Raw genomic sequence first — 14,180 nt, forward strand, 5'->3', positions numbered from 1 at the left:
TTTATTGAGATTGAACATTGCTCTGATGTTCTCGTCGCCAGTTTTGTATTTCTTGCGCTAACCATTCACCTTCTGCGAGGGAGAGCTTCTCCGCAAGAGTTATGGGTTGTATCGTCGATGGCTTCGTATTAGTATCACTCGAAGTTTCTTCTGTTGAGAGGGGCACGATGATGACTGTGGCATCTGTGGAGCTAAAGGGCAGTACTTTCAAGTTTGTTCCTGGAGAAAGGCGGCAGCGTCGCTGACGATAGGGAAGACCCCAGAGACTGTACTGTGCGGTAACTGTATCTGTCGTGAAGGTTAATTGAGTTGCTCCAAGCAAGCGCTTCAAGGTGAGCAGCAGTAGTGAAACGATGATTCCGCCCAGTACAGATAGCAATAGACTTGCTCCCATGGTCGCAAAGTCAAGGGAGCGGGAGGCCGTGATCAGACTTTGGAACCCAAAAGGAAGCAGTACCAAGAGCGTCCCCCCCATTAAGGCACCCAATAAAGTTAGCTCTAGCCACGCCATTGTTTTGAGTGTAATCAGGGCTGGAATTGAAACTATCAAGCTAGCGGAGGAGGGCTGCAGCAGGATGCGCGATTGGGGTGGTTCTAGAATCGGAGGGTTTGTTGGTGTTCTGAGGGCTGTGAGTGCTTGGGTGGCTGAACAAAAGCGATCGGCGAGTGCCGGTGCGGTCATCTGGGTCAACCAGTCAGAAAGGTGTGGGGTGGTTGAGATGCGATCGCAAAACGAAATCTGTAGATCCGCCTGCACCAGTTCTGCGGGTGGAACGCCTGCCAGCAGATGAATGAGCGTTGCCCCTAAAGCATATAGATCAGACGCCGGTTCAGTCTGACCGCCAAACTGTTCCATTGGTGTATATCCATAGGTGCCCACCACCGTAAACGATTGACCGGCGGAGCGGGGGCGATCCTGCACGGCCCCAAAATCAATCATATAGACCTGACGAGCGGGGGTGAGAATTAAGTTGCTGGGCTTGATGTCTCGATGGAGAATGGGGGGACTGCACCCGTGCAGATAAACTAAAATCTCCAACACCTGCACTGCAATTGATTGAACTGCAGCTTCTGAAAATCGGCGGCCTTGATCCATCAACGTCTGTAGCGATTCACCCACAATATAGGTCTCGACAAACCCCATCCACCCGACCGGCTCCCGCAGATGAAACGACTCACCACATCGAGGAATCTGAGGATGATTGAGCTGTCGAAGTACTCGAACCTCCCGTTCAAAAAGCTTTAGATCGGCCCACTGACTCCGTCCCCCAAAGCGTAAAAATTTTAGGACGACTGGCTTATCCGCTGCCCCTAGATCATCGGCTAACCACGTTTGTCGAAAATCATTGTGGCTATGCACTCTGTCCAGTGGTCGACGAAGTACGTAGCGTTCCTGTAGAACCTGACCTGCCGCAAACATGATTGCTAACCCTTGCTGGTGATTATTATTTCTTTGTTAAGGAAAAAGAGGGGGGTAATGAATGATGCTGTCTTATATTCAACAAACTTTGTACACTGGTCACAAGGCTACACCTATGGTGGCAAGTGCTCAGCTACCATAGCAAAAGTCTTCTTCTCTCACTCCTGGACGCATTCATGACGGAACCCACCTCCGAAGTCTCTACTATTAAGGCCATCGAGAAACTACTGGCCTACTACAACTTTCAAGATGAAGCGCAAACCAGAGAGCAGCTTTTAGATCGATGGCTGCGTTCTTACCCCATTGACTGGGTCCGTTCTGCGCTGATTGAAGCCCTTTATCAGGGAAGGTATAAGAGTGCGTCTGTAGAGTATTTGCTCCAGCTCTGGAAACGGCGAGGTCAGTCCCTCCACCGCTTTAGCCGCGAATTTGAGCGATTGGTCAGCCACAATTGCCCTCAAACATTTTTGAGCTTGCTGCAGGTTCCCACCTCTGTCCAAGAACCGCGAAATTCCCATAAATTCCTGTCGACCTTCATGGATGAAATTTTGGCCGTTTCTGAGGAGCCGCCATTAAGGGAGCAGACTTCTCCAATCCGTCCAGAACCGTTAGAGCAAGAAGATGCTCAGGAAGCCGCCATCAAGGGAGCAGATCCATTCCCTGCCGACGTTGCTCAGCCAGACGCGGATGAACGGCTGCTAGAACCAGCGGCTCGAACAAAGGAAGAAGCCCCTGAAGGTTGGCTAGCTCACGCCATCGACCGTTCGGATATCTGTCGAACCGTTGGCCGTATCAGTGCCGCCGCCGACCCTATTCACTGTTTTACCCCTATTTCCAGGCCCTCTGAGCTGTATACAAAGCTAGCCGCAATTGCAAACGCAGAGTGACTCACTCGTCTAAATCATCACTCCAGCGTTAGAGGTCTCTGGCTTAACGCCTAGACGAACCTCAGAGCAAAAAGTACTCAACAGACAGCGTCCCTTGGCGTGAACCAAGGTTGTACGCAATCGCAAATTGTCGCTTGCGAACCAAATCCTCTCCTGACTATGACGTTCTGCTGTTGCTTGGGTCAGCGTGAGCGATCGATCTTGACCCAGAATATATGCAGACAGAAGCAGGGGATTAGACCGCAACAAGACTCCATGTTGAGTGCTCTGGACCGCCGGGACTACAATGGCGATCTGTTGTGGCTGAGGAGGCTGCCCCAGAGTCGTCTCTTTCCAGGTCACAGTAAGGCCCTCTTGCGCTAATGCCGAATCTATCTCAGCTTCACTGCAAATCTGAAGAATGCGAGGATCTAACGCTTCGAGTGGCTCAAGACTCTGCTCGCCCGTTTTCATCGATGAATTCTGAGTGACGAAGCTATAGCTCGTTCGCTGCACCAACCATCGGCCAAGGCTGAGCTGAAAAAAAGAGTGGATATCCATGCAGTATCCTGAAGCGTTCTCAACCATTGTAAGGGGGCTATGACTCCCTTTTGGTCGCCGTTTGCGCTACGTATATGAGCTCCTATACTGCTCCGAGCGCTTTCGCATGATGTCGGATATGGTCGCCAATGACGGTTGCAATGAAGTAGTAGCTGTGGTCATAGCCTGGATGCATCCGTAGCGTTAGAGGCTGTCCGGTTTGTTGGCAGGCTTTTTTGAAAACCTCCGGCAGCAGTTGCCCTTGGGTGAGGAATTCATCCTCAGCGCCCTGGTCAATCAAAATGGGGCGTTCATCTGAGTGGGTCAGCACTAACTGGCTAGCGTCATAGTCGTGCCATGTTGTCTGGTCAGAACCTAAGTATTGAGTGAGCGCCTTCTTTCCCCACGGGCACTGCATGGGAGCTGCGATGGGAGCTAAGGCTGAGATGGACCGATAGCGATCGCGATTCCTCAAGCCGCACACAAGCGCCCCATGCCCCCCCATCGAGTGGCCACAGATGCCAGCGGAGGACTGAATCGAGAAGGACTGAGCAATAAGAGCAGGCAGCTCATTAACCACATAGCTATACATCTGATAGTGTTTCTGCCAAGGGGCCTGGGTGGCATTGACGTAGAAACCAGCGCCGGTGCCTAAATCCCAGGCGTCAGACTCTCCTGGAGTGTTAGTCTCGCGCGGACTAGTATCAGGGACCACTAGCATTAGTCCATATTCGGCGGCATAGCGCTGGGCACCGGCCTTAACCATAAAGTTCTCTTCCGTGCAGGTGAGGCCCGACAGAAAGTATAGAACCGGCACTGGGCCTCTGCGAGAAGGGCGATAGACGGAAAACCGCATGGTTGTCTGGCAGGTCTGCGAGGGATGCTCATAGTAGCCGACGGTGCCCCCGAAGCAGGCATATTCCCGAGTGCAGATAGCGTCTGACATAATCCTCTCGATACTTTCCATGAATAAAGGGCCAGCCCCTGCAAGCAAGAACTGACCCTTTATTCAAATATTTAAGTCATTTATGTTTAGAGCTTTTATTTGGCTAGCTCCATTTCAATACTATAAGTATTACCGATCTTGTTTATAACTTGGGCTTCTATAATATTTTCTTTATATTTCGGAAAGTAAAGAGAGTGCAATGTTTTGTAAATTATTGTGTTGGCGTTTCGGTGGCTGAGCCTAGGCTGCGAAAGACTCTCAGTTCTAAGGTTCTTAGAAGACTGGCTTTGGCAACAGGATCTACGAGAATCGTAAACATGCCTAATCTGTTGCCGGCTACAACGTCTGTAAGGATGCGATCGCCCACCATTGCCACTTGCTCAAAGGGCAGAGCCATCTGAGTAACGACGGGACGGAGCTTGCGCCGAGAAGGTTTGGCTGCTCCAAAGGCGTAGGGCAGGTCTAAGCTGTCGGCGATGCGAGAGATGCGGCTGCGATTGATGTTGTTACTCACCAGGGAAACCTGAACCGCTTGGTTGATCTCTGTTAGCCAAGAGAGAAAGTCGGGGGAGAGGTCTCGCTCTTTCGTGGAGACAATGGTGTCATCGACATCTAGGACTAGACCTCGCAGGCCGAGGCGCTTGAGTCTCTCTGGCGTCAGTTCGAGAACACGCCCCCCAAGGACCAGGTCCGGCTGCAGTAATGACACAAATCCAGGTGAGTACATGGCTGAACCCGTTACGACATAAGTGGTCTACCCAAGACTACTGGGCATTTCTCTGCTTGCGAATAGATGCGATCGCACGTTCGTGCTCGGTGAGGGTTCGGCTAAAAACATGGGTTCCATCATAGCGGGCAACAAAGTAAAGATTATCCGTTGTGGCTGGATTTAGAGTGGCCTTCAGGCTTGCGATCCCAGGGCTGGCAATCGGTGTGGGAGGGAGGCCCGGGTTAATGTAGGTGTTGTAGGGCGATGGTCGTTTGACTTGGGCATAGGTGAGAGGTTGATCGGGGGTTTGGGTGATGCCTAGGCCATATTCAACGGTTGGATCGGCTCCCAATGTAATGCCCTGCCGCAGGCGATTCCAAAAAACGCCGGCAATTTCGGTTCGTTCTTCGTCTACCACTGACTCCTGCTCAACGATGCTGGCAAGGGTGACCCAATCTAACAAGCTGGGCCGATCCTCCGGCTGCTGTTCATAAACGGGCAGGGCAATCTGCTCGAAGCGCTGCAGCATGACGTTGATGGTAGCTTTCGGTGTGCGCTGATCTGTAGGGATTTGATAGGTGTCTGGGTAAAGGAACCCCTCTAAGAACGGAAGATCTTCTGGGAGCCAAGGATAACGTTCTCGATCAACCTGTTTTGCTGCCTCTAAAAACTCAGGGGCCGTAAACCATTCCTGGGTTTCAAAGTATTGAGCCATCTGCTTCATCGACCATCCTTCAGGGATCGTGAAGCTATCTTCTAGCACCTTGCCGGTCCAGATGGTTTGGGCAATCGTGTCTAGAGGATCCTGAGTCGAGAGCTGGTAGGTGCCCGCCTGAAAACCCGCCTGAGAATCCTGAAGCAGTGACCATCGGGTCCATAGTTTCCAGGCGTTTTGCGATCGAATCAAGCCTGCCTTCTGCAGAAGCAGCCCGATTTGCTGTGCAGAGGTGCCCTGTGGAATTTGAACCTGAATCTTCTGGCTCTGGCGATTTTCAGAGGCGGTCTGCGCCGTCGGTGCAATGGCGGACTGCCACCACAGCCAAGTGGTTCCAGCGCCTGCCACCGCGGCTAGGCCAAGTCCTAAAAGGCCAATGCTGAGGCGGAATACGTAAGACGAAGGCTTGCGCTTTGAGTCGGACGGTTCCCTCTTTTTGCGGACATTAGGCATCGTTAGTCAATGTCGTCGATCATCTGTTCTTCAAAAAGGGGCTGTAGCTGGGGTTGAATTGCCTTAAATTCTTCAGGAGAAAGAAGTTCTGGCTGATTATCTTTCTGCAGGCGCACCACAAAGAGAACGGGTTCAATCGGGGTATAAATCGCGTACTCCTGTTCGTCGTGATAGAACGTTGCCAAGAGCTGATACTCATCTGGTTCATCCGTTTCGCTTGCGCCCTCAAGCTCAAGGACGAGAAGCTGCTCTTCATCAACCTCTGGCAGATCCCCCGCCGCCGTTAGCGATAGAGCCGATCGCTGCAGCTTGAGGTTCTGCTCTGCTAGAACGGCTTCAGCCGTTGCAAACACGTCCCCTAGCTCGGAGTCTTCTAAGGGCACCAGCATTTCTTCGTCCTGGTCTGTTTCCATCCAGGCAAAAATATCCACGGGATAATCAGCGGGACTCAAGAGTGCATAGGATGCGTCCCCAAGCTTCACTGACATTTCCATTTGGCAGACCAGTGAACGCCCTGCTTCATCCGTCAGGGTAATGGTGTCACTTTCCATTTCCATGCTCCTTGGCCTTCAATGTGCCGATGCTAGCCTGTTCAGGAGCAATCTTCTCATGAGATGGGGGCTGCTGTCGTTTTTGATCGAGCCACTGCTGCAAAATTAAGGCTGCAGCTTTACGGTCCACCATCCCTTTATTCTCTGAAGGACTAATGTGCTCGGCCTGCATCATGAGCTCAGCTTCATAGGAGGTAAGGCGTTCATCCATGTACTCCAGTGGCAGCTGCAGCGCGGCGGCAAACCGGCGGGCCAATTTCTGCGTTCGGCGGGCCTGTTTCCCAACTTGACCGTCCATGTTGTAGGGCAGTCCAGCGACTAGAATCTCCACCTGACGTTCCTGCACCCAGTGCTGGAGTTGGGCTGTGTCCTGAACAAAGGTGGTGCGGTGAATGGTGGTGAGGCCGGTGGCAATGAGGCCGGTGCGATCGCAACCTGCCACTCCGATCCGCCGATGCCCAAGATCTAGTCCCAGTGCCGAAATCACACTCGCATCTCTCCCTGCATTACAGTAACGGCCTGTCCCCCTAACTTGAGACTCTCTTTATCGAACTGAATTTTGATGCGTCCTGGGCGCTGTAGGCAGTCTCCCTGTTCCATGATCATAGATGCGTCCTGCGTGCCTGTCTGAGAGAGAAGCAGCGCCAGTGGACCGTTGGCTGACCCTGTAACCGGGTCTTCATCAATACCGGACTGTGGCGCAAAGAAACGAGAGTGAGCGGCATGGAGTGGGTCCACTGTTTCTGTCGTGTAAACGCAGATGCCACGCCAGTGGTTTTGCTGACCAAGGTGGGCGAGCTGTCGGAGGTCTGGGGTGAGTTGGTGTAGCTCCTGGAGAGTCTCGACAGCGATTAGCACGTCCTGATTGAGGGAATCAACGAGAGACTGGGGCCGTCCCGAAATACCGAGGATCTGCGTTAGTTGAGCGGTAACCTCTGGGGTAACAGCTTGGAAGTCACACAGCGGCAGCGTGAGCCAAACCCAAGGGACTGCTGTGAAGTAGTCGATCGTCACTGCCAACAGACCCGTGTGGGTCTCTAAGTAAAGAATTTGGTTGGTTTGGGGCCGTAGGTTAAATCGACCCAGTTCAGCCAATGTGTGCAGCGTGGCAATAGTGGCATGGCCGCACAGTTCGACCTCCTGGGTGGGCGTGAACCAACGCAGTTGGAAGTCGGCCTCAGGCTGTCGAGCAGGCGTCACAAACGCCGTCTCTGAGCAATTCACCTCTCGGGCTATCTGCTGCATCTGCGTGTCATCTAGAGCGTCGGCCTCAGGAACGACGACGGCAGGGTTGCCCATGAAGGGCGTACGCGTAAACGCATCAACCCAGTAAAGCGATAGCGGTGGAGAACCAGAGGTCATCAGCAGCTAGGCGGATCCGGTAAGTCACGATCAGGCCGTCGAGAACGCTCGGGTGTCTGACGATTCTTCGAGGCTGGCTCATCTGTGGAAGGATGAATCCTCGGGCTCCAGCCTTCAGGCCCTGGCTTTAGCCACGACATCCGCCCTGGGACTGGGGTTTGCTTGGGCTGCAGTCCTTGCCAAACATCTGTGAGCTGCAGTCCTTCAAGGGACAGCGTCCGCGACTCCCGCAGCTTGTGCCAAACGGAGCGAGACATCAGCAGCGTTTGCTCCACCCGCATGGCCTCAATTTGCTCAAGGTACTCTTCTCTCTCGGGTTGGTAGTCGGTGGAAGAGAGGGAGAGCGGAGCTGGGGGCATCTTTTGAGTGAGATGGGCCATGTGGGCCAGCAGCTCAGGATAGAGCCAGGTATAGGCCGGATGAACCGTGAGCCGAGCCTGGTGAGGCTGAGTCCCATCGCGGCAGAGGCAGACTTCAAAGTAGCCGATTGCTGCCTTTCGCTGGGGTTCGAATACGTAACCTCGCACTGGCTCAATCTGATTGAGTCGGCACCTGATCTTTGTGATCAACCCTCCTAGAAGATTGGTTTTGAAGTCCTGAACGTGGCGATCAAAGACCTGTCGAACCAGAGGTGGCATAGAGGCGGTGTCGAGTTGACACAGGAGGGCTGCATCCGCATTGCTGACCGGTAGCAGGTTCGGAAAAACAGGGTCGCGGGCGGCCAACTGCTGAAGTTTGTCGGAGGATAGAGACCAGTAAGTAATTTGTGCGAGGGGTTGAAACCCGTTGTGACGATAAAGCCCGAGGCTGGCGTTGTGGTTGACCCCCACCTCGACGAGCCAGGTGCGAGCTTCCCAGATGGCCTGCAGACAGTGCTTGAGGAGCTGTGTGCCACCTTCCTGTGCGCCCACACCCGGATCGACACTGATGTGATTGACGCGCCAGGTGGTGCGGGTCTGATTGAAGGGAGAAACTTGAATAACGCCAGAAACGTGATGGGACTGCTCTAATACATAGGTCTGTAATAGGTGAGAGAGCTGATTCGGTAGCCCCCGCAGCAGCTTCAGCAGAGTACCCCACTGCTGAATAGAGCCAATATTTGGCTCCGTTTCTGAAAAAAGTCCAATGTTGGATTGTTCCCGTTCGGTGGCCAGCAGTGCCTCTACCGTCGCTAGATCACGGTATTGAACGGGACGAACGGTGGCATCTGTGCGAGGTGACAAAGAGATCATACAGATTGCAATCCATGCTGGTTACGGAGGTGGTCTCGATTATCAAACTCAGTCTCGCCCAGTGAAGCTGAAATTGACAGCTTGAGATTGCCTAAGCATTAAAGGGCTGACTGTAGAAATATATGCCTAGTCTCTATCGTATCTGAATCTTCTATGAAAAAGCAAAAAGTCGGTTGCCTGAAGTGGACGTGCACAGCGCTAACAGCGACAGGCCTTTCTCGATAAAAGAGTCGTTCTGTATATGGAAATTGTGGCTGAAGATAGTACGGAGAGACACTACTGTCTCAAAAGAGAAAGACTCGACCACTGAAGTGGACAAAGCGCCAGATTCTAGACGGTCTCTTCTAGCCATACCTTCGGTACCTGACTGGGTTGACTTGGGAGCTGCATCAATCCCATTTCGGTCAGTCGCACGACGTTCCCTAGCGTCTCGACTAAGTTTGGTTCATAGCGAGTTCCACTATGGGCTTGGCATTTTTCTAATGCATCACTGAGATCCAAGGCATCCCTCGAACCTCTTGCTTGCGTCAACTCTTGAAAACGAACTGCAAGACCCAGAATTCGAGCCTCAATGGGGATCTCTTCTCCCTGCAGGCCATCGGGACGACCGCTGCCGTCCCAATATTCCTGTTGATGTCGCACAATTTTGGCAGATGGCTCTAGTTCTCGCATTGCGCCCAGCAGTTGAGCACCTAAGACAGCCCGACCTCGCCAGAGTGTCCGGGTAGAGTCTTCTAGGTCGCTGGCTAGCTCAGTAAATACTGCGGCGGGGGCTTCTGATAGTCCGACACGAAATAACAAACCCGCTAACCGTAAACGTCTGAGTTTAATCGTGGGTAAGTCCAGCATCTGGCCTAAGGTCTCCGCAATTGCGGAGACCTGAAGTGAGGCGACCGGATTAGCGGGGTCACGTTCATCAACCCGCTGGGCCATTCGTAAGAATGCTTGTAATTTGTTTGCAGAGAGGTTGCGATTTAAGCGCAGCGCCTGCCCTTCTAACTCCCAAAACTCTCGAGTTTGACGGCTAACGGTGACGATTTGCTCTTGACTACTTTGCAGATAGGAAACGATGCGTGAGACGACGCCGCTCAAGTCCACAGGCGCAACGTTGCTAGAGGCGCTGATCTGCTGACATCGCTCTAGTAGCCGATCGGCCAGCGGTGCATCGTAGGGACGCATTCGTTCGATTTGAATTTTTGCCGCCTGCTCAACCTGTGCTCTGTCAAAGGTCCACAGCCCATAAAACTTTCGTTCAACATCAGCTTCAGGTTTGTTTTGAGCTTGATAATCGACCTCTGATAGCTCGTGACAGAGCACCATTGAGGTATACCCCGGCGCGACAATCACTAAGTTCCACTCGTTTACGAAGCTATCGTCTGGGTCAAGGTGAACGAGGGAGACATTCTCAAGCTGTCCAGTGGGGTGTTTGGCAAAGCCGCTGTCGGGCATGGCCGCGATCGCAACTTCACTGGAGCAGCGGGCAATGTCCAAATAGCGATCGGCTTCTTGCAGATACCATTTCCCCTGCTGAAAGGTTACTAGAACTAAAGGCTGCTGAGCTGGGTCATCACTACAGTGATCCAGAATATGGTCTTCTAGTGCATGGCAGAGTGCTACCAACGTGTTTTTGAAGTACACACCGTAGCTCGACGGCAGTTGACCGGACGGGAGTGACGCCTTGAGCTGATTGAGAGTAGACTCTGGCTGCATAAGGTAATAATGGCAAGCTTACTTGTAATTTAACATATGTTTACATCTTTGGGCGCTCTTCTCATTTTTCTAGCCCAATCCATCAGGATTGGGTCTCAAGAACAAAGTCAATTTTTGTCATAAAAAAGCGCCCCCGGATGAGAGCGCTTTTGGGGTTTGAATTAGGAGGCTAGGGCTTCTGAATCGACGTGTGATTCTTCTTGCTTAGAGCCTGCTTGCTTTAGCCAATGGTCCAGTTGTTCTCCTTCGATGACCTCTTTCTCGAGAAGCTGAGTCGAAATCGACTTCAAGAGGCTTTCATTGTTCTTGAGGATGTCAAGTGCCTTTTGATGAGCTTCCTCAACAATCCCTTTCACCTCTTTGTCAATGGCGTTTGCGGTTTGCTCACTAACCATGCGACGAGAGCTCATGCCTCCCCCAAGGAAGTTGTTTTGCTGTCCCTTGTCGTAGGCTAGTGGACCGAGAACTTCACTCATTCCGTAGCTGGTCACCATCTGCTCAGCAAGGTCTGTGGCCCGCTGTAGATCGTTAGAGGCTCCAGTCGTGATATTGCCGAAGATGACTTCCTCCGCTGCTCGTCCGCCTAGTAGAGTCGCAATCTGGCCGCGTAGCTCATCTTCATTTAAGAGGAACCGATCTTCTGTGGGGACTTGGAGCGTGTAACCCAGTGCCGCCATACCGCGAGGAACAATGGAGATTTTTTCGACTTTATCTGAGCTTGACATGGTGGCTCCCACAAGAGCATGACCGACTTCGTGATAGGCCACGATTTCTTTCTCTTTAGGGTTGAGAACTCGGCTCTTTTTCTCTAGACCCGCAACCACGCGCTCAATGGCCTCAGAAAAGTCTTCGGCCTGCACTGTCTTGCTATTGCGGCGGGCGGCTAAGAGAGCGGCTTCGTTCACTAAGTTCGCAAGATCGGCACCGGCAAAACCTGGGGTACGAGTTGCGATCGCATCTAAATCAACATCATCCCCCAGCTTCACCTTTTGAGCATAGATATCAAGGATGGCTAGTCTGCCACTGACATCAGGGCGATCCACTAATACCTGTCGGTCAAAACGACCGGGTCTTAACAAAGCAGGGTCTAACGTTTCAGGCCGATTCGTGGCCGCCAGCACGATCACCGTACCGTCACCAGCATTAAAGCCATCCATCTCAGTCAATAGCTGATTGAGGGTTTGCTCTCGCTCATCATTACCGCCCATCATGCCATTGCCGCCGCTGCGGGACTTACCAATGGCATCTAACTCATCAATAAAGATGATGCAGGGGGCTTTCTTCTTCGCCTGCTCAAACAAATCACGAACCCGTGCTGCACCTGAGCCAACAAATAGCTCCACAAACTCAGAGCCAGAAATACTGAAGAAAGAAACGCCCGCTTCACCGGCTACTGCCTTCGCCAACAATGTTTTACCCGTTCCTGGAGGACCCACCAGCAACACACCCTTGGGAATCTTGGCCCCAATATCATTGAACCGCTTGGGTGCCTGAAGAAATTCCACAACTTCTTCGAGCTCGACCTTTGATTCGTCTACACCTGCCACATCATCGAATGTGACCTTGTTGTCATCCCCTTCGACATAGACCTTCGCTTTATTCTTGGTTACAGAAAGCGCACCTTGGGGACCGCCTGCACCGCCTCGACGACTAAAGAACTGAAAGATCGCCACGAATAGAATGGGGGGAATAATCCAGCCCAATAGCGTTGTAAACCATCGGTTAGCAGGTGGCGGTGTTGCTGCGAACTCAACGCCTTTGGACTCTAAAAGTTTAGGCAGTTCTAAATCGAAAATAGGTGTAGTGGCAAAGGTCTGCTCCGCTTGCTCAGCTCCTTCTTTAAGCTGGTAGCGAATCTGATCTTGACCGACTGAAACACGGGCCACATCACCATCTTGAACCTGCTCAATGAAAAAACTGTAGGGAACACGCGACATCTGGGGTGCTGAGTTAAGCGTCAGAACAAGATTGGCGATAATGAGGACCGCCGGAAGGAAAAGTAGAATTCGCCCGAGCAGGGTGAACTGTGGTCGTTTGGGCTTGTTGTTAACTGACATATCTAAGGTTGTGAGTAACGGTAAAGTACGGTCTATCTACTTAACTTATTGGACCGATTTAATAGAGCCAAATGTTGGCAAATGCACGGTTTCAAGCCATCAAGCATGTACGGCTTGGTGAGGTAATCGTCAAACCCTGCCGTTTCAATCTTGCTGCGATCTGCGGCTGGCGTTGGCGCTGTGACTGTGTATCTCTTTCCCTGAGAGACAGACATCGAATCAAATAACTTAAGCAGACTCTAGCCAATCAAAAGTGCGGTCTAGCTGATCCAAGGTAATCAGTCCGTAGTGCCAAAGCACCATCGGTAAGGGAGCGTGAGTGGAGTGATACTGGCGCAGCGCTGTGTTAATGGCAGAAGCCGGAACGCTGAGTTCAGTCTGCAGAAATTGGATCAGCTGAGCTTGGTAACGATGCTTCATCTGTTATGCCAGGAGACCTAATCGCTTGCCGTTGTCACGCGCCAGACGAATCATATTCTGTCTAGGAGTGCGTTCAATCCCAAGCTGATTGCAAACGTTCGTGATCACGCGAGAGTGCATGGCGATGGCTTTGCCTCTCATCTTCATGAACTGAGGTTTGCCGATCAATTGCTTCAGACTTAGAACGATAGGGGCAAACATATTGATCTCCTTGCTTTGTGTGCTTATGTAACCAAATGTAACAATCTGTTTACAAAAAGTCAAGTAGCTTGAATGTTTGATTTTTATGTGGTAAATGAAAGCGCCAGAAAAGTGAGCGACTCAATTTCTCGGTGTAGAAGGGGACTTGCTGATATCCCTCGTTGTTTTTAGCTCTCGTATCTTTTAGTGCAGTGCTTGGGCAGCTATAAAGACTTGAGCTCCTCGTGTAACGAAATATTGCATCTATGTTACATTCTTGTTACGTTATTTACAGCCTAATGTTTATGTGCATACAGCAGCTGGATTGAGTTGAGCTTGATCAATGACTGGTGCGCTCTATCCATCAAGTTGAGACATTTATTGTGAAACATACTCTGGGTGCTAAGTCGTTAGATGCTAAGACAATCCTGGCGTTGTACGGTGCGGGTGAGCGCAGCTTTGAGCAGGTGAGCCTGTCTGGGGCCGATCTCAGTGAATGCCATCTTGATAAAGCCCTCTTTGAAGGGGCTGTCCTGAAGCAGGTAAATCTAACTCAAGCGACTCTGAGGTTCGCGAGCCTAAAGAAGAGTCAGATTCTAAAGTCCATGCTATGGCGGGTTGATTTGTCTGGGGCTGATTTGCGGCAGGCCGATCTCACCGAGTCCACTTTGATCCGGGCCAACCTGACTCAGGCGACCCTCTCCGATGCGATCTGGGTTCGCTCAGATTTACGGTTGGCAAACTTACAAAATGCGAACCTTTGCGGTGCTAACTTAGCTGGTGCCGACTTACGCTATGCCGATCTATCCGGTGCCGATCTATCCGGTGCGACGCTTGTCGGTGCTGATTTGACGGGTGCGATACTTGCGAATGCGACGTTAAGGCACGCCAGTCTTAGAGGAGCTATCCTCAATCGAGTTGATCTCAGTCAGGTGGCTATCCAAAATTCAGACTGGGAGCCGCACTTTAGTAACCAGCAGCAGACATCCCATCAATCCGCGTTCACAGAATAAACCCTC

Annotated in this window: 15 protein-coding genes; 2 read left to right on the plus strand and 13 right to left on the minus strand. The window is 51.8% G+C overall.

Annotation, left to right across the window (positions count from 1 at the left end; genetic code table 11):
• Position 1: 1 nt before the first annotated feature.
• A complete protein-coding gene (locus C1752_RS05415; protein ID WP_110985000.1) occupies positions 2 to 1,420 on the minus strand; it encodes a serine/threonine protein kinase in 1,419 nt (472 codons plus the stop codon).
• A 176-nt stretch (positions 1,421 to 1,596) separates the two neighbouring features.
• Here C1752_RS05415 and C1752_RS05420 point away from each other — a divergent pair, with 176 nt between their 5' ends.
• A complete protein-coding gene (locus C1752_RS05420; protein WP_110985001.1) occupies positions 1,597 to 2,307 on the plus strand; it encodes a hypothetical protein in 711 nt (236 codons plus the stop codon).
• Positions 2,308 to 2,316: 9 nt separating this feature from the next.
• Here the strand turns inward: C1752_RS05420 and C1752_RS05425 are convergent, their stop codons facing one another.
• From C1752_RS05425 to pgr5, 12 genes are all read right to left on the minus strand, one after another.
• Entirely contained in the window at positions 2,317 to 2,847 is a 531-nt protein-coding gene (locus C1752_RS05425; protein ID WP_158535020.1) for a phycobiliprotein lyase, read from the minus strand.
• Positions 2,848 to 2,929: 82 nt separating this feature from the next.
• Positions 2,930 to 3,772 carry an S-formylglutathione hydrolase gene (gene fghA / locus C1752_RS05430; protein ID WP_110985003.1) on the minus strand — a complete coding sequence of 281 codons (843 nt, stop codon included), beginning with the start codon at positions 3,770 to 3,772 and terminating at the stop codon, positions 2,930 to 2,932.
• Between the two features lie 211 nt (positions 3,773 to 3,983).
• Positions 3,984 to 4,499, minus strand: a complete 516-nt coding sequence (locus tag C1752_RS05435; protein ID WP_110985004.1) for a YqeG family HAD IIIA-type phosphatase — start codon at positions 4,497 to 4,499, stop codon at positions 3,984 to 3,986.
• A gap of 37 nt (positions 4,500 to 4,536) precedes the next feature.
• Positions 4,537 to 5,649: an endolytic transglycosylase MltG gene (mltG, locus tag C1752_RS05440; RefSeq protein ID WP_110985005.1), complete on the minus strand. Its 1,113-nt coding sequence runs from the start codon at positions 5,647 to 5,649 to the stop codon at positions 4,537 to 4,539.
• 2 nt (positions 5,650 to 5,651) lie between these two features.
• Entirely contained in the window at positions 5,652 to 6,200 is a 549-nt protein-coding gene (locus C1752_RS05445) for a DUF3727 domain-containing protein (RefSeq protein ID WP_233501369.1), read from the minus strand.
• On the minus strand, positions 6,190 to 6,687 hold the full coding sequence (gene ruvX, locus C1752_RS05450; protein WP_110985007.1) for a Holliday junction resolvase RuvX: 498 nt from the start codon (positions 6,685 to 6,687) through the stop codon (positions 6,190 to 6,192). The genes C1752_RS05445 and ruvX overlap by 11 nt, the downstream gene beginning before the upstream one ends.
• Complete coding sequence (locus C1752_RS05455; RefSeq protein ID WP_110985008.1) at positions 6,684 to 7,562, minus strand: PhzF family protein; 879 nt, start codon at positions 7,560 to 7,562, stop codon at positions 6,684 to 6,686. Before C1752_RS05455 ends, ruvX begins: the two co-directional genes overlap by 4 nt.
• Positions 7,562 to 8,794, minus strand: a complete 1,233-nt coding sequence (locus C1752_RS05460; protein ID WP_110985009.1) for a GNAT family N-acetyltransferase — start codon at positions 8,792 to 8,794, stop codon at positions 7,562 to 7,564. The genes C1752_RS05455 and C1752_RS05460 overlap by 1 nt, the downstream gene beginning before the upstream one ends.
• Positions 8,795 to 9,124: 330 nt before the next feature.
• Positions 9,125 to 10,504 (minus strand): HD domain-containing phosphohydrolase, encoded by a 1,380-nt coding sequence (locus C1752_RS05465; RefSeq protein ID WP_110985010.1) that lies wholly within the window; start codon positions 10,502 to 10,504, stop codon positions 9,125 to 9,127.
• 161 nt (positions 10,505 to 10,665) lie between these two features.
• On the minus strand, positions 10,666 to 12,561 hold the full coding sequence (gene ftsH, locus C1752_RS05470; RefSeq protein ID WP_110985011.1) for an ATP-dependent zinc metalloprotease FtsH: 1,896 nt from the start codon (positions 12,559 to 12,561) through the stop codon (positions 10,666 to 10,668).
• A gap of 228 nt (positions 12,562 to 12,789) precedes the next feature.
• On the minus strand, positions 12,790 to 12,981 hold the full coding sequence (locus C1752_RS05475; RefSeq protein ID WP_110985012.1) for a DUF2949 domain-containing protein: 192 nt from the start codon (positions 12,979 to 12,981) through the stop codon (positions 12,790 to 12,792).
• A gap of 3 nt (positions 12,982 to 12,984) precedes the next feature.
• Positions 12,985 to 13,182 carry a cyclic electron transport protein PGR5 gene (pgr5, locus tag C1752_RS05480; RefSeq protein ID WP_110985013.1) on the minus strand — a complete coding sequence of 66 codons (198 nt, stop codon included), beginning with the start codon at positions 13,180 to 13,182 and terminating at the stop codon, positions 12,985 to 12,987.
• A 362-nt stretch (positions 13,183 to 13,544) separates the two neighbouring features.
• Between pgr5 and C1752_RS05485 the strand changes: the two genes are divergently transcribed.
• Positions 13,545 to 14,174, plus strand: a complete 630-nt coding sequence (locus C1752_RS05485; RefSeq protein WP_146242274.1) for a pentapeptide repeat-containing protein — start codon at positions 13,545 to 13,547, stop codon at positions 14,172 to 14,174.
• Positions 14,175 to 14,180 lie beyond the last annotated feature (6 nt).

Source organism: Acaryochloris thomasi RCC1774 (genome assembly GCF_003231495.1).
Classification (GTDB): domain Bacteria; phylum Cyanobacteriota; class Cyanobacteriia; order Thermosynechococcales; family Thermosynechococcaceae; genus RCC1774.